Source organism: Pseudomonas sp. QE6, from assembly GCF_041379005.1.
Lineage (GTDB): Bacteria > Pseudomonadota > Gammaproteobacteria > Pseudomonadales > Pseudomonadaceae > Pseudomonas.
The window spans coordinates 942,918-965,618 of sequence record NZ_CP166873.1 but is presented as its reverse complement, the minus strand read 5'-3'; the positions used below and the strand labels follow the sequence as shown (position 1 = coordinate 965,618).

At 66.9% G+C, this 22,701-nt stretch carries 21 protein-coding genes; 11 read left to right on the top strand and 10 right to left on the bottom strand.

Annotated features, from left to right (window positions below; genetic code table 11):
• Window positions 1–172 precede the first annotated feature (172 nt).
• Window positions 173–3,016 (top strand): EAL domain-containing protein, encoded by a 2,844-nt coding sequence (locus tag ACAW63_RS04325; protein ID WP_371231911.1) that lies wholly within the window; start codon window positions 173–175, stop codon window positions 3,014–3,016.
• Between the two features lie 24 nt (window positions 3,017–3,040).
• Here ACAW63_RS04325 and ACAW63_RS04320 read toward each other — a convergent pair whose 3' ends face one another.
• Window positions 3,041–3,346, bottom strand: coding sequence for a c-type cytochrome (locus tag ACAW63_RS04320; protein WP_371231910.1), 306 nt, complete (start codon window positions 3,344–3,346; stop codon window positions 3,041–3,043).
• Window positions 3,347–3,546: 200 nt separating this feature from the next.
• On the opposite strand from ACAW63_RS04320, the gene ACAW63_RS04315 reads away from it, so the two are divergent.
• From ACAW63_RS04315 to ACAW63_RS04290, 6 genes are all read left to right on the top strand, one after another.
• Window positions 3,547–4,344 carry a CbbQ/NirQ/NorQ/GpvN family protein gene (locus ACAW63_RS04315; protein ID WP_371231908.1) on the top strand — a complete coding sequence of 266 codons (798 nt, stop codon included), beginning with the start codon at window positions 3,547–3,549 and terminating at the stop codon, window positions 4,342–4,344.
• Entirely contained in the window at window positions 4,328–4,921 is a 594-nt protein-coding gene (locus ACAW63_RS04310) for a cytochrome c oxidase subunit 3 (protein WP_371231907.1), read from the top strand. Before ACAW63_RS04315 ends, ACAW63_RS04310 begins: the two co-directional genes overlap by 17 nt.
• Window positions 4,918–5,166 carry a cytochrome C oxidase subunit IV family protein gene (locus tag ACAW63_RS04305; protein WP_371231906.1) on the top strand — a complete coding sequence of 83 codons (249 nt, stop codon included), beginning with the start codon at window positions 4,918–4,920 and terminating at the stop codon, window positions 5,164–5,166. The genes ACAW63_RS04310 and ACAW63_RS04305 overlap by 4 nt, the downstream gene beginning before the upstream one ends.
• Before the next feature lie 113 nt (window positions 5,167–5,279).
• Entirely contained in the window at window positions 5,280–5,720 is a 441-nt protein-coding gene (locus ACAW63_RS04300; RefSeq protein ID WP_169935397.1) for a cytochrome c, read from the top strand.
• A gap of 2 nt (window positions 5,721–5,722) precedes the next feature.
• Window positions 5,723–7,147 (top strand): cbb3-type cytochrome c oxidase subunit I, encoded by a 1,425-nt coding sequence (locus tag ACAW63_RS04295; protein ID WP_371231904.1) that lies wholly within the window; start codon window positions 5,723–5,725, stop codon window positions 7,145–7,147.
• A gap of 260 nt (window positions 7,148–7,407) precedes the next feature.
• The gene (locus ACAW63_RS04290) at window positions 7,408–9,255 is read left to right on the top strand and encodes a nitric oxide reductase activation protein NorD (RefSeq protein ID WP_371231903.1); all 1,848 of its coding nucleotides are present in this window, start codon (window positions 7,408–7,410) and stop codon (window positions 9,253–9,255) included.
• Window positions 9,256–9,356: 101 nt separating this feature from the next.
• On the opposite strand, the gene ACAW63_RS04285 is transcribed toward ACAW63_RS04290, so the two are convergent.
• From ACAW63_RS04285 to nirK, 6 genes are all read right to left on the bottom strand, one after another.
• Window positions 9,357–9,539 (bottom strand): protein DnrP, encoded by a 183-nt coding sequence (locus tag ACAW63_RS04285; protein WP_371231901.1) that lies wholly within the window; start codon window positions 9,537–9,539, stop codon window positions 9,357–9,359.
• Window positions 9,540–9,542: 3 nt separating this feature from the next.
• Window positions 9,543–10,226, bottom strand: coding sequence for a Crp/Fnr family transcriptional regulator (locus ACAW63_RS04280; protein ID WP_371231900.1), 684 nt, complete (start codon window positions 10,224–10,226; stop codon window positions 9,543–9,545).
• A 108-nt stretch (window positions 10,227–10,334) separates the two neighbouring features.
• Window positions 10,335–11,006, bottom strand: coding sequence for an iron-sulfur cluster repair protein YtfE (ytfE, locus tag ACAW63_RS04275; RefSeq protein WP_371231898.1), 672 nt, complete (start codon window positions 11,004–11,006; stop codon window positions 10,335–10,337).
• Window positions 11,007–11,101: 95 nt separating this feature from the next.
• Complete coding sequence (locus ACAW63_RS04270; RefSeq protein WP_371231896.1) at window positions 11,102–11,827, bottom strand: Crp/Fnr family transcriptional regulator; 726 nt, start codon at window positions 11,825–11,827, stop codon at window positions 11,102–11,104.
• Between the two features lie 65 nt (window positions 11,828–11,892).
• Entirely contained in the window at window positions 11,893–12,705 is an 813-nt protein-coding gene (locus ACAW63_RS04265) for an SUMF1/EgtB/PvdO family nonheme iron enzyme (RefSeq protein WP_371231894.1), read from the bottom strand.
• 62 nt (window positions 12,706–12,767) lie between these two features.
• Window positions 12,768–13,790: a copper-containing nitrite reductase gene (nirK, locus tag ACAW63_RS04260; protein WP_371234570.1), complete on the bottom strand. Its 1,023-nt coding sequence runs from the start codon at window positions 13,788–13,790 to the stop codon at window positions 12,768–12,770.
• Between the two features lie 376 nt (window positions 13,791–14,166).
• Between nirK and ACAW63_RS04255 the strand changes: the two genes are divergently transcribed.
• Together ACAW63_RS04255 and ACAW63_RS04250 are read left to right on the top strand one after the other, a co-directional pair.
• Window positions 14,167–16,344: an outer membrane assembly lipoprotein YfiO gene (locus tag ACAW63_RS04255; protein ID WP_371231892.1), complete on the top strand. Its 2,178-nt coding sequence runs from the start codon at window positions 14,167–14,169 to the stop codon at window positions 16,342–16,344.
• 4 nt (window positions 16,345–16,348) lie between these two features.
• Window positions 16,349–17,062, top strand: coding sequence for a DUF3142 domain-containing protein (locus ACAW63_RS04250; RefSeq protein ID WP_371231890.1), 714 nt, complete (start codon window positions 16,349–16,351; stop codon window positions 17,060–17,062).
• Window positions 17,063–17,242: 180 nt separating this feature from the next.
• Here ACAW63_RS04250 and yegQ read toward each other — a convergent pair whose 3' ends face one another.
• Together yegQ and zwf are read right to left on the bottom strand one after the other, a co-directional pair.
• On the bottom strand, window positions 17,243–18,646 hold the full coding sequence (yegQ, locus tag ACAW63_RS04245; RefSeq protein WP_371231889.1) for a tRNA 5-hydroxyuridine modification protein YegQ: 1,404 nt from the start codon (window positions 18,644–18,646) through the stop codon (window positions 17,243–17,245).
• A gap of 118 nt (window positions 18,647–18,764) precedes the next feature.
• Window positions 18,765–20,237: a glucose-6-phosphate dehydrogenase gene (gene zwf, locus ACAW63_RS04240; RefSeq protein WP_371231887.1), complete on the bottom strand. Its 1,473-nt coding sequence runs from the start codon at window positions 20,235–20,237 to the stop codon at window positions 18,765–18,767.
• 90 nt (window positions 20,238–20,327) lie between these two features.
• On the opposite strand from zwf, the gene hexR reads away from it, so the two are divergent.
• A complete protein-coding gene (gene hexR / locus ACAW63_RS04235) occupies window positions 20,328–21,212 on the top strand; it encodes a transcriptional regulator HexR (protein ID WP_152227592.1) in 885 nt (294 codons plus the stop codon).
• Between the two features lie 230 nt (window positions 21,213–21,442).
• The gene (locus ACAW63_RS04230) at window positions 21,443–21,658 is read left to right on the top strand and encodes a PA3496 family putative envelope integrity protein (protein WP_371231885.1); all 216 of its coding nucleotides are present in this window, start codon (window positions 21,443–21,445) and stop codon (window positions 21,656–21,658) included.
• Here the strand turns inward: ACAW63_RS04230 and ACAW63_RS04225 are convergent.
• Window positions 21,612–22,547 (bottom strand): LysR family transcriptional regulator, encoded by a 936-nt coding sequence (locus ACAW63_RS04225; protein ID WP_275612038.1) that lies wholly within the window; start codon window positions 22,545–22,547, stop codon window positions 21,612–21,614. The genes ACAW63_RS04230 and ACAW63_RS04225 overlap by 47 nt on opposite strands.
• Between the last annotated feature and the right edge of the window lie 154 nt (window positions 22,548–22,701).

Sequence of the window (22,701 nt, the reverse complement as noted above, 5' to 3'; positions counted from 1 at the left end):
GCATTCTACCGACGGGCGGTTTTCCCCGGCAAACCGGCCCGCCGTCCGGCGTATTCCCGACGAAAGTTGGGCAGGCAGCCGGCCAAATGCCATCTGTGATGCTGTCAGCGGAGGATTGTCCTCGGTTATGCTCCGCCGACTCTTAGGCCAGAACCTACAAGAAAAACTGCCTATGACTGCGTATGTAGAGCCTTCGGCGATCCCGGTGAGCCATGCCGAGATCCGCCAGCAGTATGCTCACGAGATTGCCGTCGAACGCACCCGCCTGCTGTATCAGGGGTCGCGGATTCCGACGCTGCTCATGCTGCTCAACGGTCTGGCCTGTGCCGGCCTGCTGTGGGAGCGGGTATCCACCGCGCTGCTCGGCGGCTGGCTGGTATCGCTGGTGCTGCTGGCGGTGTTGCGGCTGATCCAGGTTTCGGCGTTCAACGGCGCCTGCGCCGAGCGCCAGGCCAGCCCGCACTGGCAACGTGCCTTCCTGTTCGGCGCCGGGGCCTCCGGCCTGACCCTGGCCTTCGCCGCCATCGCCCTGGTTCCGGCGGACGCCTTTCTCCAGCAGTCCCTGGTGTTCGGCCTGATCGCCGCCGCCATCCTGTCGGCCAGCGTGGCCTACGCGGTCAGCCTGCCGGCCTTCCTGACCTTCGCCTTGCCCTGCCTGTTCCCCTCGATTGCCTATCTGCTGCTCAGCGAAAACCCGTTGCAGCAGGGCTGGGGCGTGCTCGGGGTGATCCTGCTGGCGGCGCTGCTAGTGGTGGCCTGGCAGATTCACCGGCTGGTTCATACCAGCCTGCTGCGGCGTTTCCAGGCCCAGGCGCTGGTGGCGCACCTGGAGCGCGCCAAGGGCCAGACCGAGGCGCTGAACCAGGATCTGGAGCGCGAAGTCGAACAGCGCCGCCGCGCCGAACGCGAGCTGTGCCGCGCCCGCGACGCCCTGCAGGCAAGGGTGGAGGCCGGCAGCGCGCAGCTCAGCCACACCGAGGCGCGCCTGGCCCTGGCGCTGGAAGCCAGCGAGCTGGGCCTGTGGGACTGGAACCTGCTGACCGACGAGGTGCACCACTCGCACCTGGAGGAAATCTTCGGGATCACCCAGGACACGGTGAAGAGCGTGCGCAATGACCTGCGCCCGCGCCTGCACCCGGACGACCTGCCGCTGCTGCGCCGGGCGCTGGTCGAACACCTCAAGGGTCGCACCGACGGCTACCGCATCGAATACCGCGTGCGCCATGCCGATGGCCACTGGGTCTGGGTCGAAGACCGTGGCCGGGCGATGGAGCGCGACGCCCTCGGGCAGGTGACGCGGATGGTCGGCACCCGCTGCGACATTTCCGCCCGCAAGCTGCGCGAGGAAGAGCAGCGCCTGGCCGCCACGGTGTTCGAGGCGGCCAGCGAAGGCATCATCATCCTCGACCCGAACTACCGCCTGCTGGCCCTCAACGAGGCCTTTACCCACCTCACCGGCTACCGCCGCGAGGAGCTGCTGGGGCGCAACGTCAGCCGGCTGATGGGCTCCGCGGAGACCTTGCGCCGCTACCAGGCGATCCGCACCGAACTGGAGTGCCAGGGCACCTGGCAGGGCGAGCTGATCGAGACGCGCAAGAACGGCGAGCTGTACCCGCAGTGGCTGCAGCTCAACGTGGTGCGCGATGGCCGTGGCCAGGTGACCCATGTAGTCGGCTTCTTCGCCGACCTGACCGCCCGCCGCGACGCCGAGGAGCGCCTGCGCTACCTGTCGCACTACGACGAACTCACCGGCCTGGCCAACCGCACGCTGTTCAAGGAGCGCCTGCACGAGGCCAGCCAGCGCGCCCGCCAGGAAGGCCGCACGGCGGCGCTGCTGCTGATCGACCTGGACCGCTTCAAGCTGCTCAACGACAGCCTCGGCCACGAAGTGGCCGACCAGCTGCTGCGGCAGATGTCGCGGCGCATGACCCAGACGGTGCCGGAGGCCGACACCATCGCCCGGCTGTCCGGCAACGAATTCGCCGTGCTGATCGACTCCTACGCCAGCCTTGCGGCGCTGGCGCGGTTGTCCAGCCGGCTGCTGGCCAAGCTGCGCACGCCGATGACCGTCGGTGGCCACGAACTGGTGATCAGCGCCTCGGTGGGGATCAGCCTGCTGCCGGACAACGCCTGGGAAATCTCCGCACTGATGAGCCAGGCGAACATGGCCATGCAGCACGCCAAGCACCTGGGCGGCAACACCTTCCAGTTCTTCACCGACAACCTGCAGGCCTGCACCCTGGAGCGCCTGCAACTGGAAACCCGGCTGCGCAAGGCCATCGACGAGGGCCAGCTGGACGTGCACTACCAGCCCAAGCTGAACCTCGCCAACGAGCGCCTGGACAGCGCCGAGGCGCTGGTGCGCTGGCGCCATCCGGAGATGGGCATGGTGCCGCCGGGGGATTTCATCGGCCTCGCCGAGGAAACCGGGCTGATCGGCGCCATCGGCGAGTTCGTCCTGCGCCGCGCCTGCCAGCAGGCCCGCGCCTGGCAACTCCAGGGTCATGAGCTGCGGGTCTCGGTGAACCTCTCGGTGCACCAGCTGCGCACCGGAAACCTGGTCGAACTGGTGCGCACCGTGCTGGAGGAGACTGGCCTGCCGTCGCACCTGCTGGAGCTGGAACTGACCGAAAGCCAGCTGCTGGACAACGTCGAGAGTGTCACCACGACTTTCCGCCAGCTGCGCGAGATGGGCATGAAACTGGCCATCGACGACTTCGGCACCGGCTATTCCTCGCTCAGCTACCTGAAGCGCTTCCCGGTGGACTACGTGAAGATCGACCAGACCTTCATCCGCGACCTGTCAGAACGCGGCGAGGACGCAGCGATTACCCGGGCGATCATCGCCATGGCGCACAGCCTGGAGTTGAAGGTAGTGGCGGAGGGGGTCGAGCACGCCGAGCAGCTGCGCTTCCTGCGCGCCCATCACTGCGACGAGATCCAGGGCTTCCTGATCAGCCCGCCGCTGGCGGCGGGGGATTGCCTGGAGTTGCTGAGGAGCGTCGGCCGGCACTGAGCGCGCCGGCCGCATGGGGTGGCGTCACTTGAGGGTGACGATCCACTCGGCGAGAGTCTTGGCCTCATCCGGGCTGACGGCGTTGGCCGGCATCGGGATCGGGCCCCACACGCCCTTGCTGCCCGTCTCGATGCTGTTGCTGATGTGCGCGACACCGCCGGCCCCGTACTTCGCCGCGACCTCCTTGAAGGCCGGACCGACGACCGTCTTGTTGACGGCATGACAGGCCACGCAGGCCTTGGCCTTGAACAGCTCCTCGCCGGTACTGGCCATTGCGGTGCTCTGCGCCAGCAGGCCGCCGAACAGCAGGGCTACCAGGGCTTTGTTCATGAAGGTCTCTCCTCACAAGCTTGGCGCCCTGTGGCGCCGATCGTTTTCGCCGGCTTCCCGCCCGGCGTCTGTGGCGATTCTAGGAGCGGCCCGTGCGGCTTCCGCTTGATGCCAATCAAGAACTTCCGGCGCCGTGCTTGAGGCGATACGCCGCGCTGGATAGCGTGCTAAGCGAACTTTCCTACCGAGATTCGTCCGTCATGAATGCCCCTGTGCAGAACGATCCGTCGCTCTTCTACCAGCCATCCGGCAACGAGGTGGCGCTGTTCACCGAGGCCTCTGCGCAGGGCATGCCGGTGCTGATCAAGGGCCCGACCGGCTGCGGCAAGACCCGCTTCGTCCAGCACATGGCCCGGCGCCTGAACCTGCCGCTGTACACCGTGGCCTGCCACGACGACCTGTCGGCGGCGGACCTGGTCGGCCGTCACCTGATCGGCAGCGACGGCACCTGGTGGCAGGACGGCCCGCTGACCCGCGCGGTGCGCGAAGGCGGCATCTGCTACCTGGACGAAGTGGTGGAGGCGCGGCAGGACACGGTGGTGGTGCTGCACCCGCTGGCGGACGACCGCCGCGAGCTGTTCATCGAGCGCACCGGCGAATCCCTGGTGGCACCGCCGGGCTTCATGCTGGTGGTGTCCTACAACCCTGGCTACCAGAATCTGCTCAAGGGCATGAAACCCAGTACCCGCCAGCGCTTCGTCGCCCTGCGCTTCGACTACCCGACGTCGGAGCTGGAGGCCGCGATCATCGCCCGCGAGGCCGGCGTTTCTCCCGAGCTGGCGCAGCGCCTGACGCAACTGGGGGTGGCCCTGCGCCGGCTGGGGCGGCAGGAGCTGGAGGAAGTCTGCTCGACACGCCTGCTGGTGCTCACCGCGCGCCTGCTCAACGCCGGCGTGGCGCCGCGCGATGCCTGCCGCGCCGGGCTGGCCGAGCCACTGTCGGACGACGAAGCCACGGTCGCCGCGCTGATGGACCTGGTCGATGTCCACTTCGGCTGAGCTGCCGGTCAGCGCCCGGCACCTGCCGGGTGATCTGGCGATGTGGTTCTTCATCCTCGCCGAGCTGACGGTCTTCGCCATCCTGATCATCGTCTTCGCCGTGGCCCAGCACCTGGACGTCGAAGGCTTTCGCGCCGGCCGTGCGCAACTGGACCTGTCCACTGCCCTGGCGCTGACCCTGACCCTGCTCACCGCCGGCTTCTGCGCGGCGCTGGCGGTGGAGCAGGTGCGCCACGGCCACCAGCGCCGCGCGGCGCTCCTGCTCGGCGTCGCGGTGCTGCTGGGGCTGGCCCATGTGCTGCTGAAGTCCGCCGAATACCATCACCTCGCGTCGCGCGGGCTGGACCTGGAATACAGCACCTTCTTCACCCTGTTCTGGCTGATCACCGGCTTCCACTTCCTGCACGTCTGGCTCGGGCTGGTCATCCTCGTCTGGATGACGCTGCGCTGCCTGCGCGGCGCGTACCGCCGCGAGGCGCTGGGCGGGCTGGAATCCGGCGCACTGTACTGGCACATGGTCGACCTGGTCTGGGTGGTGCTGTTCCCGCTGGTCCACGTGCTGGCGCCCGGCGCATGAAGACGCTGCTGGTCGCCTGGCTGCTGATGTTGCCGATGTCGGTGGCTGGCGTCTGGCTGGGCCATCACGCGGCCGATGCGCTGCTGCCGGTGGCGCTGATCCTGCTGCTCGGCCTGGGCAAGGCCTGGCTCATCGCGCTGCGTTTCATGGAGCTCGACCGTGGCCCCCGGCTGTGGCGTTCGCTGCTGCTCGGCTGGCCGCTGGTGGTTACCGGCGTGATCCTCACTTTGCACGCAACCCACTGATTTTTCTTCGGAAAAATACCTGACTGGAAGCATTGGTCTTTCTTGATTGCCATCAAGCGAGACGCCTGGGGACGGTTCCTACAATGGCACCGACCGTGACCTAGGAGGGCCCCATGTCAGAGACATTCACAAAAGGTATGGCGAGGAACATCTACCTGGGAGGAGGCGTTTTCTTCTTTCTGGTATTCCTCGCCCTGACCTATCACACCGAAACCACCTTCCCCAAGCGCACCAACCAGAGTGAGCTCACCGAGTCGGTGGTGCGCGGCAAGCTGGTGTGGGAGCAGAACAACTGCGTGGGTTGCCACTCGATCCTCGGCGAAGGCGCCTACTTCGCGCCGGAGCTGGGCAACGTCGCCATCCGCCGCGGCGGCGATGCAGCCTTCGGCAGCTTCCTCGCCGCCTGGATGAAGATGCAGCCGCTGGGCGTCCCCGGCCGCCGGCAGATGCCGCAATTCCACCTGAGCGATCAGGAGGTCACGGATCTCGCGGCGTTCCTGCTCTGGACGTCGAAGATCGATACCAACAAATGGCCGCCGAACAAGGAGGGTTGAGCATGAACCCGGGCAATCCCTATCTGAAATTCGCCTCGCAGTCGGTGGCCAAGCCGTACTTCGTGTTCGCCCTGATGCTCTTCGTCGGGCAGATCGTCTTCGGCCTGATCATGGGCATGCAGTACGTGGTCGGTGACTTCCTGTTCCCGGCCATCCCGTTCAACGTCGCGCGGATGGTGCACACCAACCTGCTGATCGTCTGGCTGCTGTTCGCCTTCATGGGCGCGGCCTACTACCTGATCCCGGAGGAGGCCGACCGCGAGCTGTACAGCCCGAAACTGGCCATCGCGCTGTTCTGGGTGTTCGCCATCGCCGGCGTGCTGACCATCCTGGGCTACCTGCTGGTGCCCTACGCTGGCCTGGCGAAGATGACCCACAACGAGCTGCTGCCGACCATGGGCCGGGAGTTCCTCGAGCAGCCGACCATCACCAAGATGGGCATCGTGGTGGTGGCGCTGGGCTTCCTGTTCAACATCGGCATGACCATGCTCAAGGGCCGCAAGACCGCCGTCAGCGTGGTGATGATGACCGGCCTGGTGGGCCTGGCGGTGTTCTTCCTGTTCTCCTTCTACAACCCGGAAAACCTCTCCCGCGACAAGTACTACTGGTGGTGGGTCGTGCACCTGTGGGTGGAGGGCGTGTGGGAGCTGATCATGGGCTCGATGCTGGCCTTCGTGCTGATCAAGATCACCGGTGTGGACCGCGAAGTCGTGGAGAAATGGCTGTACGTGATCATCGCCATGGCCCTGATCACCGGCATCATCGGCACTGGCCACCACTTCTTCTGGATCGGCGCGCCGGGCGTGTGGCTGTGGCTGGGCTCGATCTTCTCCGCGCTGGAACCGCTGCCGTTCTTCGCCATGGTGCTGTTCGCCTTCAACATGGTGAACCGTCGTCGCCGCGAGCACCCGAACAAGGCCGCCGCGCTGTGGGCCCTGGGCACCACCGTGACCGCCTTCCTCGGCGCCGGCGTGTGGGGCTTCCTGCACACCCTGGCCCCGGTGAACTACTACACCCACGGCTCGCAGCTCACCGCGGCCCACGGTCACCTGGCCTTCTACGGCGCCTACGCGATGATCGTGATGACCATGATCAGCTATGCCATGCCGCGCCTGCGGGGCATCGGCGAAGCGCCCGACGCCCGTGCGCAGAGCCTGGAGATCTGGGGCTTCTGGCTGATGACCATCTCCATGCTGCTGATCACCCTGATGCTCACCGCTGCCGGTGTGGTGCAGGTCTGGCTGCAACGCATGCCCGCCGATGGCGCCGCGATGCCGTTCATGGCCACGGTCGACCAGCTGAAGATCTTCTTCTGGCTGCGCCTGTATTCGGGCATCGGCTTCTTCATCGGGCTGATCTGCTACCTGCTCAGCTTCCGCCAGCGTGGCCGTGTGGCCGTCGCCTCCGGCGTAGCGCAGGTGAGCTGATCGATATCGTCCATCCGGGCCCGTCTGCTTTGCGGCGGGCCCTTTTGACGTTTACGGAGCCTGCCGGGCTGCGACCTGGCCGGTAGCGCCTTTAGCTCCATCTCCCTTCAGGGAGAGGGCGGGGGGAGAGGGCCGCACCCAGTGCCGGAGTGGCCGGTAGCACCCTCTCCCTAACCCTCTCCCTGAAGGGAGAGGGGACTGGCTCAGTGTTCTGTTGGGACACCGTGCCCTGTTCCTTCTCTCTGCCTTCCGGAGGCGCCATGACCATCCACCTCGAAATCGAAGAAGGCTTCGGCCGCGCCTGGCACCGCTTCATCACCCGCCGCGCCAGCCCGGAGTTCGAGGACGCGGCGGTGACCCTGGACGAGATGCGGCGCAGCCTGTTGTTGCTGTTCCGCGGCACCGGCGGTGAACCCGGCGTCGGCGTGGAAGCGGCCAGCGCCCGCGAGCTGCTGGTGCGGCGCAGCCTGCTGCAACAGGTGGCCGGTACCTGCCAGCAATTGCCGGTGGCCTGGTTCGATGCCGACTCCCTGCGTCTGCCCGCGCAACTGGCGGTGTTCCCCGATGCCGACCTGAACCGCGAGCTGTACCGCTGGCTGGCGCTGCTCGCCGCCCATAGCCAGCCGATGCGCCATTGGGCACAGGACAATCAGGCCTGGACCCTGGTCGTGCTCGAACGCTACCCGCTGCTGCGCCCGCGCTATCGGCGGTTGGTGGAGGCACTGCTCTGCCTGCGCCCCGATTCCGCCGCGCTGCCGCCCGCCGAGGCAGCGCTGGAACGCGCGCTGCAACAGGCGCTGCGCGAACCGGGCAGCGTCGCGCGCCTGCCACGCAGCGAGAAGGCGCCCTGGCCGCTGCCGCTGTGGCTCTACCCGCCGCAACGCCTGGCCACGCCGCAGCACACCGACCTGATCGACGGCGACGAGCACGGCCGCTCCGCCCACAGCGAGGCCAAGGGCGTGGCGCGCAAGCGCGGCGAGCGCACTGAACAGGATCCCGGCCGTGGCGGCCTGCTGCTGTTCCGCCTGGAAAACCTGTTCAGCTGGTCCGAGCACGTCGAACTGGACCGTGCCGGCGACGACAGCGAGGACCTCGATGCCGCGCGCGTGGCGGACGACCTCGATCACCTGAGCCTGTCCCGCCAGCGGCAGAAGAAGGGCGGCGGGCTGAAGCTGGATCTCGACCTGCCGGCCGCCGACTTCGACGACGTGCCGTTGGGCGAGGGCATCCGTTTGCCGGAATGGGATTACCGCCGACAGCAACTGATCGACGACCACGTCTGCCTGCAGCCGATGCTGCCGCGCGACGCCGTGCCGGCGCCGCTGCCGGATTCCCTCGCGCCGATCGCGCGGCGCCTGCGCCGTCAGTTCGAAAGCCTGCGCCAGCAGCCGCAATGGCTGCGCCGTCAGCCGCAAGGTGTGGAGCTGGACGTGGATGCCTGGCTGGATTTCAGCGTCGAACGGCGCCTGGGTGCATGCAGCGAGCCCGGCCTCTTCCTCGAGCGCCGGCAGACCCGCCGCGACCTGGCCTGCCTGCTGCTGGCGGACCTGTCGATGTCCACCGATGCACACATCGACAACGAGCACCGGGTGATCGATCTGATCAGCGACAGTCTGCTGCTGTTCGGCGAGGCGCTGCAGGCGGTGGGCGATCGTTTCGCGCTCTACGGCTTCTCCTCGCTGCGCCGCCAGCAGGTGCGCCTGACCCGGCTGAAAACCTTCGACGAGCGCCACAATGACACCGTCCGCGGGCGCATTCGCGCACTGCGCCCCGGCTATTACACGCGCATGGGCGCGGCGATCCGCCGGGCCACGCAACTGCTGCTGGAGCGCAAGGAACGTCAGCGCGTGTTGCTGATCCTCACCGACGGCAAGCCCAATGACCTGGACTTGTATGAGGGCCGCTACGGCGTCGAGGACACCCGCCAGGCGGTGCTGGAAGCGCGCCGCGCCGGGCTGCTGCCGTTCTGCATCACCATCGACCGCGAGGCGGCGGACTACCTGCCGCACCTGTTCGGCAGTCAGGGTTACCTGCTGATCAACGATCCGGCGCAGCTGCCGGTGCAGTTGCCGCAGCTCTACCGGCAGCTCACCCGCCGCCAAGGCTGACAGAGCTGTCTGTAGGAGCGAGCTTGCTCGCGAACCAAATCCCGCGGCGGGGCCTGTTCGCGAGCAAGCTCGCTCCTACAAGGGGCAGTCCGGTTTGGGGTTCAGCGCGGTAACCAGACCATCATCACCAGACAGAACACCGCAAGAAACGCGCAATACCAGGCGAAGCGCCGCAGCCGGCGTTGCTTAGCCAGTTCCTGATCCACCGGCAACGGCATCCCGCACTGCAGGCAATCCGCATGGCCCTCGGGGCTCTCGTGCTGGCAGTACAGGCACTGGCGCATGGCTTACTCGAACTGTTCCAGGCGCGCGACGTCGAGCACCTGCACGGTACGGCCGTTGAGGTCGATGATGTTTTCGTCGATCAGCCGCCGCAGTACGCGGGAGAAGGTCTCCGGCTGGATCGACAGGTGCCCGGCCACCAGTTGCTTGGCCATTGGCAGCTCGAAGCGATTGTCCTCGCCGCCCTGGCGGTTCAGCTGGGTCAGCAGGTAGCGCACCACGCGGTGGGTGGAGTTCTTCAGCGACAGCGTCTCGATCTCGTTGATCCGCCGGTGCAGGCGCACGCAGAGGGTGGCGAGCAGGGAGAAGGGCAGCTGCGGGTTGCTGTGCAGCAGCTCCATGTAGGTGCGGTTGGCGAAGCGGTAGACCTGGGTGGGCTCCAGCGCCTGGGCCGAGGCCACGTAGTTGGAAGTGTCCATCAGCATCATGGCTTCGGCGAAGGTCTGCCGGCTGCCGACGACCTCCAGCACCTTCTCCTGGCCCTCCGGGGTCAGGCGGAAGATCTTCACCGCGCCGGAAATCACGAAATAGAAGGCGTGGGCCGGTTCACCCTGAAGGAACAGTTTGTCGCCTTTCTCCAGGTTGAGCAGTGTGCTGGTGGCGAGCAGCTGCTCCATCTGTTCTTCGTTGAGCACGTTGAACAGATGGTGGCCGCACAGAATCTGGTGGTGGACGCGATGCGCGAGCATGGCGGAGCGCTCCTGGGCGGGGACAATCCCGCCAGTATGCGCGATGCCACCTGGCAGCGTGGTGAGACAAGCTGTCACTGGTCGTCCTCCTGGCTCCAGGGCCGGCGCTCAGGCCGGGTGGTTGGCGCCCAGGAACAACAGGTTGTTCTCCAGGTGGATGTGCTGCATCAGGTCGCGGCGCAGTTCTTCCAGGCCGCTGTAGAGGCGGCGCCAGCTGTTGCAGCCGTCCGCCGGCACGGTGAGGTCGCCCGTCAGGTCGGCCAGTACGGCGAGGGACTGCGAGTGTTCGTCGTGCTCATGGCGCATCACGCCGATCGGCCCCTGCACGTGGGTCAGCGGAATGCCCTGGCGCAGCCAGGGGAACAGCACGCTTTCTTCCTTGCACATGTGCCATTCGAGTTCCTCCAGCATCTTCCTCAGGTGCGCGGTCAGGCCGGCCGGGCACTGCGGGTGCGCGGCGTGGGTGTTCTCGACGCGTTCGGCCAGCGGGATCAGCGCCGGCAATTGCTCGCGATGGACCTTGTGGTAGCGCTCCAGGATGTGGTCGATCAACTGGTCGTTGCTGCTGTATCGCCAGTCGATCTGCTCGTTCGCGGGCGGCAGCGCCTGCAGCTCTTCGGCGATGCGCTGGGCGTCGAGGCCCTGTTCGCTGGCCGCTTCGCCCAGGCTGCGCTGGCCGGCGCAGCAGAAGTCGAGCTTGTAGTCGTGGAACAGCGCGGTGCTGCCCGGCACGCTGAAGGCCAGGTCGCTCAGGGTGCGTTCGGTAAGGTTGTCGGTCATGGCGGGCCTCGGTTCAGTGGGGCACGGCGGCCGCAGTCGTCGTGATGGTGGCTGCCAGTCTAGGGAGGGCCGCGCGCGGAGCTCCTTGATTGCAGTCAAGCGTCTTCGCGCGCGGGTTCCCGCTCGTCGCCGGCGATCCGCATCAGCTGCTGCGGGGCGCAGACCAGCAGTTTCTGCCGTCCGCCGCGAACCAGGCCGCGATCCTCCCAGGCGCTGAGGATGCGCGAGACGGTGTGCAGGGTGGTGCCGGTCATCTCGGCAATATCCTGGCGGGTGACCGGGAAATCGATGCGGATGCCGTCCGCCTCCGGAAAACCGGAGTGCTGGATCAGCCGCAGCACGGCGTGGGCGACGCGCCGTTCGACTTCCTCGGTGGCCAGTTCGCAGAAGCGCACATGGGCCTCCTGCAGGCGCTCGCCGATGGCCTGCACGGTGTTCAGGGCGAAGCCGGGGTGGCGCGCCAGCAGGGGTTCCCATTGGCTGGTCGGCCAGGCCAGCGCCAGGCTGTCCAGGGTTGCGCAGGCGGTGGCGGGGTAGTCCGGCCGGCCGAGGGCGCGGGCGAAACCGAACAGATCGCCCGGATTGACCATGCGCACCAGCACGCGCTGGCCGTCGCCGGTGAGCTGGGTCGCCTTCAGGCGGCCATGGACCAGCAGGTAGAAGGCTTGCGCCGGCGCGCCCTGCTCGAACACGGTGGCGCCGCTGCGCAGACGCAGCACGCTGGCTTCGCGCAGGATGTCGTCCTGTTCTTCGCGGCTGCTGTTGGCGAAGGGCGGCAGGTTGGCCAGCCAGGCGCGGTTGACGGAGAGATGGGTGGTCACGACTACGATTCCCTGGGTCCCGCCGCAGCATACTTGCGATGGCGGGTCGCGGGACTTGAGGGGAATCAAGGGATGTCCCTGACCAGGCGGAAGCCCAGGTTGTCCGGCGGCTGCCCGGCGCTGCAGCCGCCGCCGCGGGCGTCGCGGACGAAATCATTGATGGCGGCGCGATGGCGGCCCTCGGCGATGCGGATCGAGCAGTACTGCGCACGATCGGTCTGGCTGCCCCGGGCGTCGAGGTTCACCCGCTGGTGGCAGCTTTGCGTCCATTCCCAGACGTTGCCGCCCAGGTCCGCCACGCCGAACTCGTTCAGGCCGTGGCTGCCGCGAGGCTGCGGCAACGCCGAGGCGCTGGTGCGGGTTTCGGCCTCGAAACGGTAGCGGGCCAGCCAGCGCCGGGCCGGGTTGCTGCCGTCGTCGTCCTCGATGCGCAGGGCGTCATCGGCCCAGCGCGAGCCGGCGAAGAAGGCCCACTCCTGGTCGGTGGGCAGGCGCCAGCGTTGTCCGGTGCGCCGGGACAACCAGTCGGCATAGCGCTGCGCGTCCAGCAGGCTGGCGCCGGTGAGCGGCAGGTCCGGGCTCGGTGAGCGGGTGTCGAGTGTCAGGCAGTCGCCGTCGGCTACGCAGCGAGCGTACTCGCCCTGGCTGACCTGGAATTTCATGACTTCGAAACGGGGGGCGAGATGTTCACGCTGCGAGGGCGCGTCCACCGCCCGCTTTTCCTGCCAGTAGTCGCCGGCGGGGCGGAAGTTGAACTCACGCGGCGCCAGCGTCACGGTTTCCGGCGCCAGCGCTGGGTCGTGCTGCAGCCTTGGCAGCAGGGCGGCGGCGCCGATCAGGAGCACGACGGGCACACCGATCAGGGTTGTCTTGCGCATGGGCTGCGATGTCCGGGAAGAGACCGGGAAATGGCCGGCCCCCGAGGGGCCGGCCGAGGGGCTTACTTGATCGGCGTCGGCGGCTCGATCTGGGTCATCAGGTCGGAGTTCCACTTGCCTTCGACCTGGATGTGGGCGGCGGCGCCCAGCAGGACAGCTTCGATCAGGTTGTGGTTGAGGTAGGTGTACAGGCCCGGCTGCAGGAAGGTGTAGAGCGATGCGCCGGCCGCGCCGCCGGGGATCAGCCAGGTTTCCAGGTCCTGCTCCGGCGGGTTGTTGAACTTGCCGGTGGCCCAGACATGGTCGCCGTGGCCGCCGATCAGGTGCGGGCGGGTATCGCGGTTGGCCTGGGAATGGACCAGCAGCACGGTCTCGCCGACCTTGGCGGTCAGCGCGTTCTTGCCGGTCAGGGCGCCAACCTTGCCGTTGAACACGATGTGGCTGGGGACCAGCCCCTTCATCACTTCCTGCATGTCGTTGTAGCCGTCCATGGGCTTGGCGTAGCGCTTGAAGTTGCCGTCCTTGTCGCGCGGGACATAGAAGTCCTGCTCGCCGATGTAGAACACCTTGTCGTACTTCAGCGGCCGGCCGTCGCGGTCCTTCAGGCCGTCGCGCGGCAGCACCATGAGCGCGCCGTTCATGCCCGAGACCACGTGCCAGGGGATCATCGCCCCACCCGGCGCACAGTGGTAGACGAACACGCCGGGACGGGTGGCCTTGAAGCGCAGTTTCACCTCTTCGCCGGGCTGGATGATGGTCAGCGCGCCGCCGCCCAGGGCGCCGGTGGAGGCGTGGAAGTCGATGTTGTGGGTCAGGGTGTTGCTGGTCGGGTTGACCAGGGTGAGTTCGACGTAGTCGTCCTGGTGCACCACCATCAGTGGTCCGGGCACCGAGCCGTTGAAGGTCATGGCGTGGATTTCGGTGCCATCGTCGTCGATGACCAGCTTCTTCTCCTCGATCACTATGCGGAACTGGACCACGCGTTGCTTGCCCGTGGCGCGTTGTTCGTGGGCGTGGACGAAGGGCGGGGCGACCAGTTCGACCTGGACGTGTTCCAGCTTGGACAGGTCAGGCGCCGGCCCCATGTTCTTCGGCGCGGGCTCGCTGCTGGCGAAGGCGCGCGTGCTGCCGAGCATCGAGCCGGTGACGCCGAGCACCACCGCGCCGGCCAGCAGGCTGCGCCGGGAAAGGGACATCTCTTCCTGATCATGCATGAGTACTTCTCCGTAATGGACGAACTGTCGTCGCGCACAGAGATACCCCTTGGGCTGGAATCTTCTTTGCGCCGGAGCAAACAAGCCCACAGCTGGACAACGTGTCGCAGGCTCTGACAGGCGGTTGCTGGCCGTTACAGTCCGGCGACGATAGAAACGGGCAAGTGTGGGGACGGCGAGGTAAGATTCTTCCCCTGAACCAACCTCCCGCGCCCGGCGTGCGGGCCTCAACGGACAAGGACCCTCCATGCGTCTGCACGGACTCACCCTACTGGCCCTGACCATTGGCTGCCTCGGCGTGCAGGAAGCGCGCGCGAGCAGCGACGATTCCTGCTACCCGAGCTGGAACCTCAAGCGCGACACGCTGGACGTGTGCAACAGCCTGCCGTTTCTGAGCCCCGGCAACGACAGCCGGATCAACCTGCAGCTGCTGCTGGCCGACGCCGGCCAGGCGAATCTCCCGGACCGGCCGCTGTCGGACGACGAGCAGCAGCTGGGCTACGGCAAGGTGCCGTTCCCGATGGCGCGCCTGCTCGACGATGGGCAGTCCACCGATGCCGACGGCCCGGCGAGCGGCACCCAGGCGAGCGCGCCGCTGGCCGACCTGGTGGCGCGCATCGGCCTGCCGGCGGACAGCCTGGCGCAATCCGCCGACAGCTTCGCCAGCGGCGAAGGCAGCCGCTGCCGCAGCAACAACGCCGCTACCGCCCAGGACTTCCTCAGCCAACTGCTGCTGGTGGAAGGGCTGTCGGCCGAAGAGCGGCAGAGCCTGGCGCGCGGCCGCCTGACCCTGCTCGGCGCCTGCCAGTGGGACGACACCCAGCTCACCGTCATCCTCCCCGGCGACCTGCAATCCGCGCCGGGCAAGGCGTTCGCCACCTACCTCAAGGGCGCGGCGGAGTTCTACAGCGGCCGCTTCGGCGAGGCGCTCAAGGCCTTCCGCGCCCTGCAGGACAGCGACCTGCCCTGGCTGCAGGAAACCGCCCGCTACATGATCGCCCGCAGCCAGCTCAACGAGGCCCAGCAGAACGCCTTCGACGACATGGGCTACCCCGACCTGCGCAAGGTCGACAAGAACGTCCTGAAGGGCGCCGAGGCGAGTCTGGGCGACTACCTCAAGCGTTATCCACAGGGTCAGTACGCCGGCTCGGCCAAGGGCCTGCTGCGCCGCGTCTATTGGCTGATGAGCGACGAGGGCCGCCTGGCCGGGGAATACGCCGAGCTGTTCGCCCGTCGCGACGCCGACCTGGCGCCGCTGATCCAGGAAGTCGACAACAAGCTGCTGGTCACCGCCCATCCGGCGGACGTCCGCGACCCGCGCCTGCTGGCCGTGCTCGACCTGATGCAGATGCGCCATCACGAGCCGAATGAGCCGCGTGCCCTGGACAGTGCAGGTCTGGCGGGGCAGAAGGAACTGTTCGCCAAGCAGCCTGGCCTGCATGACTACCTGACCGCGGCCTACCAGCTGTATGTGGAAGAAAAGCCGGCCGAGGCGTTGAAGAGCCTGCCCGAGGAGATTCCCGAGAAGCTCGACTACCTCGCCTTCAGCCAGCAGGCGCTGCGTGGTTTCGCCCTGGAGGCCGGCAACGACTGGCTGAGCGCCGAGAAGCTGTGGTTGCGCCTGCTGCCCCTGGCCAGGCAGCCGCTGCAGCACGACCAGCTGGAGCTGGCACTGGCCTTCAACTACGAGCGCAGCGACCGCCTGGTGAAGGTCTTCGCCGAGGGCTCGCCGGTGCAGACGCCGATCATCCGCGAGATTCTCCTGCGCCACATCGCCGGCCCCGATCTGCTGCGCCAGCAGGCGCGCTCCACCTCGGCCTCGGTCGAGGAGCGCGACACTGCGCTGTTCGCCCTGCTCTACAAGGACCTGCTGCATGGCCAGTACCAGGCCTTCATCGACGATCTCGCGCTGCTGCCCGCCGAGCCGTCCAGCAAGCCGCTAGGCGCCAGCATCGGCTACCTCTACGGCAGCATGCCGCTGACGCTGTTCCAGTGGCCGGGCGGCAAGAACGACAGCGGCTACGAGTGCCCGGCCATCGTCGACGTGGCGCGTGACCTGCAACAGAACCCGCAGCCGCCAAGGGCGCTGAATTGCCTGGGTGAGTTCATCCTGCGCAACAACCTGGACGGCTTCCCGCTGGACAACCCGCCGGGCGAGCGCGAGCTGGGTGGCAGCGAGTCGCTGTTCCCCGGCACCGCCTATTCGCGCATGGACGGCTACCTCAAGGTCATTGCCGACAAGCAGGCGCCGGAAGACGATCGCGCCTACGCACTGTTCCGCGCGATCAACTGCTACGCGCCCAGCGGCTTCAATGGCTGTGGCAGCCAGGACATCGCCCCGTCCCAGCGCAAGCAGTGGTTCCGCACCCTGAAGAGCCAGTACGCCGCCACGCCCTGGGCGAAGGCGCTGAAGTACTACTGGTAAGCCGATGCTGCGCGCCGTCGCGGTTGCCCTGGCACTGCTGCTGGGCAGCACCGGAGCCGCCGCGGGCGAGGTGGATGCCGCCGACCACGATGCCTTCTGGCTATGGAGCGGCGTCGCCGCGCAGCCGGTGCTGGCCCGGGCGCGTACCCTCTACGTGCTGCAGGGCCAGGTCAGCGCGCCGCGCTACAAGGACGGCAACGCCCGCCTGATCGCCCAGGGCATCGCCATTCCGCGCCTGACCCGGGGCGAGGTCTGGGTGGTCTACCGCGCCCACACCCTGCACTGGCACGAGGACATCTACCGGACCCTGCTGGCCCAGTTGCGCCGCTGGCGTGCCGCCGGCAATCCGGTGGTGGGGGTGCAGATCGATTTCGACGCGCGCACCCGCTACCTGGACGAGTACGTCGACTTCCTCCAGGACCTGCGCAAGCGCCTGCCGCCCGACTGCCGGTTGAGCATCACCGGGTTGATGGACTGGGGCAGCAACGGTGCGCCGGAGACCATCAACCGCCTGGCCGGCGTAGTGGACGAGGTGGTGGTGCAGACCTACCAGGGGCGGCACACCATTCCCAACTACGCGGCGTACCTGCCGCGCGTGGCCCGGTTGCAGCTGCCGTTCCGCATCGGGCTGGCGCAGTACGGGGAATGGCAGGCGCCGGATTACCTGGCGCAGAGCCCGTGGTTCAGGGGGTATGTGGTGTTTCTGCAGAATCCGTGAGGCAACGGCGTAGGGCGTATAACGTTCGACGTTATACGCCGTTTGACCCTGGTCTCCGACCGCGCGAATTCCAATCTGAAAACCTGTGACAGGGCGCTTCGAGCTCGACCGATGCGTCTGCTGATGATCAGGGTGCATCGGCGTACAACCGCGAACGGTTGTACGCCCTACGCCTGGGCATCAGTTCCCGCCACACCCGCACTTGCCGCAATCGTTCCCGCAGCTGCCGGCCGCAGCCGGCTCCCGCGCATCCCGCGTGGTCCCACCATTCAGGTTGCGCATCAGCAGCGCGTACTGCAGGTCCAGCGCCTCGGGCACCGGCAGGTAAACCACATGCCCATCCCCCGGCGCCACGCCGATGGACTCGCCCCGGTTGTTCTCCAGCGCCGGCAAACGCAGCGTGTGGTTGCCCGCCGGGGTCATCAGCTCGACGCTGTCGCCCACTTCGAAGCGGTTCTTCACCCGCACCTCGGCCAGGCCGTTGCGGCGTTCGCCGGTGAACTCGCCGACGAACTGCTGGCGCTCGGACAGCGAATGGCCGTACTGGTAGTTCTGGTACTCGTCATGCACATGGCGGCGCAGGAAGCCTTCGGTGTAGCCGCGATGGGCGAGGGACTCCAGGGTGTCCATCAGGCCGAGGTCGAAGGCGCGTCCGGCGACGGCGTCGTCGATGGCCTTGCGATAGGCCTGGGCGGTGCGCGCGACGTAGTAGTGGGACTTGGTGCGGCCCTCGATCTTCAGCGAATGCACGCCCATCTGCGCCAAACGCTGCACGTGCTGGATGGCGCGCAGGTCCTTGGAATTCATGATGTAGGTGCCGTGCTCGTCCTCGAAGGCCTCCATCAGCTCGCCGGGGCGGTTGGCTTCTTCGAGCAGGAAGATGTCCTTGGTCGGCGCGCCGATACCCAGGGTCGGTTCGACGTTGCGCACCGCGTGGCCCAGTTCGTCCTCGTGGGCGGCGTGGGTCTGGTACTCCCAGCGGCAGGCGTTGGTGCAGGTGCCCTGGTTGGGGTCGCGGCGGTTGATGTAGCCCGATAGCAGGCAGCGCCCGGAGTAGGCCATGCACAGTGCGCCGTGGACGAAGACTTCCAGCTCCATGCCGGGGACCCGTTCGTGGATTTCGCCGATTTCCTCCAGCGACAGCTCGCGGGACAGGATCACCCGCTTGAGTCCCTGCTGTCGCCAGAACTCCACGCTGGCCCAGTTCACCGCGTTGGCCTGTACCGACAGGTGGATGTCAACCTCGGGGAAATGCTGGCGAACCAGCATGATCAGGCCGGGATCGGACATGATCAGTGCATCCGGTCCGAGGGCGATCACCGATTCGACATCCTGCAGGAAGGTCTTCAGCTTGGCGTTGTGCGGGGCGATGTTCACCACCACGTAGAGGCGCTTGCCCTGGGCGTGGGCCTCGTTGATGCCGGTGGCGAGGTTGGCGTGGTCGAACTCGTTGTTGCGCACCCGCAGGCTGTAGCGCGGTTGGCCGGCGTAGACGGCGTCGGCGCCATAGGCGAAGGCGTGGCGCAGGCTCTTCAGCGAGCCGGCGGGGCAGAGCAGTTCGGGGGAAAACGGCGTGGGGGACATGGCGGCGGAGCGGGTCGTGGGAAAAAGGCCGCCACTCTAGGCAATCCGCGGGTTGTACGTGCTGAGCGAGGTCAACGCCAAGGCGCTTTTCGTAGGTCATGCTTGAGGATGCGGCACGTCACTCCAGCCACTTGCGCCCTTGCAGCTCCAGCAACGCCTGCGCCTGCTCCGGCCCGTTGCTGCCGGCGGGGTAGGGGCGCGGGCTCTGGTAGTGCTCCTGCCAGCCCTTGATGATCGGGTCGACCCAGCTCCAGGCCGCTTCCACCTCGTCGCGGCGCATGAACAGGGTCGAGTCGCCTTCGATCACGTCCAGCAGCAGGCGCTCGTAGGCGTCCCAGCGGCGTTTGTTGCGGCTGAAGGCCTCGGCCAGGTTGAGGTCCAGCTCCACCGGTTCCAGCTGCATGCCCTTGCCCGGCGCCTTGGCCATCAGCTGCACGCTGATGCGCTCTTCGGGCTGCAACCTTATCCACAGGCGGTTGGCGGTGCTGGCGCCGCCGATCAGGCCGTTGGGCGCCGGCTTGAACTGGATGACGATCTCCGAGCACTTCTTCGCCATGCGCTTGCCGGTGCGCAGGTAGAACGGCACGCCGGACCAGCGCCAGTTGTCGATCTCGGCCTGTACGGCGACGAAGGTCTCCGTATCGCTGTCGTTGTCGACATTTTTCTCGAACCAGTAGGCCGGCACCTCCTGCCCGCCGATGTGTCCGGCGGTGTACTGGCCGCGCACGGTCTTGTCCTGCACGTCCTGCCCGGAAATCGGCTTGAGCGCCTGGAGAATCTTCACCTTCTCGTTGCGCACCGCCTCGGCGTCGAAGCGCACCGGCGCTTCCATCGTCACCAGGCAGAGCAGCTGCAGCAGGTGGTTCTGCACCATGTCGCGCATGGCGCCGGCGTGGTCGTAGTAGGCGCCGCGGTTCTCCACGCCCAGGGTCTCGTTGACGGTGATCTGCACGTGGTCGATGTGCCCGTTGCGCCACACCGGCTCGAACAGGGTGTTGGCGAAGCGCAGAGCCATCAGGTTCTGTACGGTTTCCTTGCCCAGGTAGTGGTCGATGCGGAATACCCGCGATTCGTCGAACACTTCGCCGATCGCCTGGTTGATCGCCAGCGCCGAGTCCAGCGAATGGCCCAGCGGCTTCTCCAGCACGATACGCGCCAGGGGGCCGGCCAGCCCGGCGACCTTGAGGTTCTGCGCGATGGGCGCGAACAGGCTCGGCGCGGTGGCCAGGTAATGCACCAGCACGCGGCCCTCGCTGCGCTTGAGCGCCTTGGCCAGCCGGCCGAAGTCGGCGCTTTGCGAGGCGTCCATCGCCAGGTACTCCAGGCGTTGGGCGAAACTGCGCCAGGCTTCGGCGGAGAAGTCGTTGCGCGCTACCTGGGCACGGCAATTGCGCTCGGCCAGGGCGAGATAGGACATCGTGTCGCGGTTGCCGCGGGCGAGGGCGAAAATCCGCGTGTCCGCCGGCAGGCGGTTTTCCCGGTGCAGGTGATAGAGCGCTGGCAGCAGCTTGTGCAGGGCCAGGTCGCCGCTGCCGCCGAACACCAGGATGTCGCAGGAGCTGGGAAGACTAGGGCTGGCGGGCGTATTCAAGACTTATTCCCTGGGCGTGGCGAGTCGATTTGTAGTATAACTACAACAAGACTACAGAATTCTCAGACAATCATCACCGAGCCTACCCCTGTGAACCTTTTGCAGCACATTGCCCAGTCGCGTCATCTGCTCCGCAAATCGGAGCTCAAGGTTGCCGATCACGTGATGCAGGACCCTGCATCGGTCATGCACAGCTCCATGGCGGACCTCGCCCATGGCGTCGGCGTCAGCGAGCCGACCATCGTGCGCTTCTGCCGCGCCATCGGCTGCAGCGGTTTCCAGGACCTCAAGCTCAAGCTGGCGCAGAGCCTGGCCGCCGGCGCCAGCTTCGGCCAGTTCTCGATCAACGAGACCGACTCGGTGGCGGACTTCAGCCTGAAGATCTTCGACACCACCCTGCACTCGCTGATGGAAGTGCGCGAGCACCTCGACACCCATGCACTGGAGCGCGCCATCGCGGCCATCGCCCATGCCCAGCGCGTGGAGTTCTACGGCTTCGGCGCGTCCGGCGCGGTGGCGGCGGACGCCCAGCACAAGTTCTTCCGCCTGCTGCTCTCGGCGGCGGCCTATTCCGACCCGCACATGCAGGCCATGTCGGCGGTGACCCTGAAGCCCTCGGACGTGGCGATCTGCATCTCCCAGTCCGGCCGCTCCAAGGACCTGCTGGTGACCGCCAACCTGGTGCGCGAGGCCGGCGCCACGCTGATCACCCTGTGCCCCAGCCAGACCCCGCTGGCGGACCTGGCCACCGTGAACCTGGCGGTGGATGTACACGAAGACACCGACATCTACACTCCGTTGACTTCGCGTATCGCCCACCTGGTGGTGATCGACGTGCTGGCGATGGGCGTTGCCATGGCCCGCGGGCCGGATCTGGTCAACCACTTGAAGAGCGTGAAGCGCAGCCTGCGCAGCCTGCGCCTGTCGCCGAAAGTGGTGAAGAGCCACGAGGAGCGCCCGGAAGAGGCGTCCTAAGCGCTTTTTCTGTAGGATCGAGAGGGACGCCTGGTTCTCGCTCGCGAACTGATTTACCGGCAGCCTCGGAGCTGGGCGGTTCGCGAGCAAGCTCGCTCCTACAAAAAATATCCTGCCGTCTCCTGCGAGCCGCTCGTCGGCGTCACCGGCGCTTCATTGCCACGTAGTCAAACGGTCATCCGTCGTCAGCATGCTGGCGTCTCCAGCCCTTCGGCCTTGGGAGATGCGAGATGCCCCGCCATATCGACGACACCCAGCTCCAACTGGACGCCAAGACCCGCCGCAAGCTCGAAGACCAGCGGCGCATGCAGTTCCGCCGCGCCATCGAGGACCGCATGGAGGCGCAACGCCTCGCCGTGGAAACCTCCGATTACCCCGATCTGATCGCCGTCGCCTACCTCACTTCTGCACGGGCGGGCCGGCGAAACGTTCGGCCAGCTGGCTGATCAGCGCCCGCTCTTCACGGATGAAGGCGACGAACGCCTGGGCCACCGGGCTCAGGCGCTTGCCGCGGGCGTGCACCAGACACCAGCTGCGGTAGAGCGGCAGCTCTTCCACCGGCAGCTCGCGCAACAGGCCCGAGTGCAGTTCGCGGCTGACCGCATGGCGCGGCAGCAGCGCCAGGCCCAGGCCCGCCAGCACCCCTTCACGTGAGCCTTCGAGCGATGCGAATTCCAGCGTCTGCGGGAAGTGCGCGCGCTTCTGCTGGAAGTGTTCCTCGCAGGCCTTGCGCGTGCCCGAGCCGGGTTCGCGGACCAGCAGCGGATAGGGCTCCAGGTCCTTGAGCGACAGCTTGGCGGCGTTGCACAGCGGGTGATCCGGCGGCGCCACCGCGATGATCGGGTTGTTCAGGAAGGGCAGGAATTCCAGGGCCATGTCCTGGGGCACCAGGGACATGATCACCAGGTCGTCGCGGTTGTCCGACAGGCGCTTGATCGCCTGGGCGCGGTTGACCACCGTGAGGTTCAGGCTCACGTCCGGGTGCTGCGCATGGAAGGCGGCGAACAGGTGCGGGGTGATGTACTTGGCGCTGGATTCCACCGCCAGGCGCAGCTGGCCCTGCAGCGAGCCCTTGAGGTCGGAGAGGTTCATGTCCAGCACTTCCAGGCGCTGGAAGATGTCGTTGGTCGCGCGCAGCAGGGCGTCGGCGGCGTCGGTCTGGTAGAGCTTCTTGCCGATGTACTCGAACAGCGGCTGGCCGACCAGTTCTTCCAGCTGACGAATCTGCAGGCTGACCGCCGGTTGGGTCAGGGCCATTTCCTCCGCCGCGCGGCTGTAGGAACGGCTTTCGCACACTGCGCGGAAAACCTGCAGTTGGCGAAGGGTCATACGCATCAATGACTTACGCATAGTAGCCTGCCTGATGGCGACATTTTTCGAGGACTATAAAGCATTCTTTATGGCTACCCCAATAATTATTGATTTTGGTTAATCCTCCCTCCCGCGCTAGGGTAAATCCCACGCCGGAACCCGCTCCGGCCAACATATC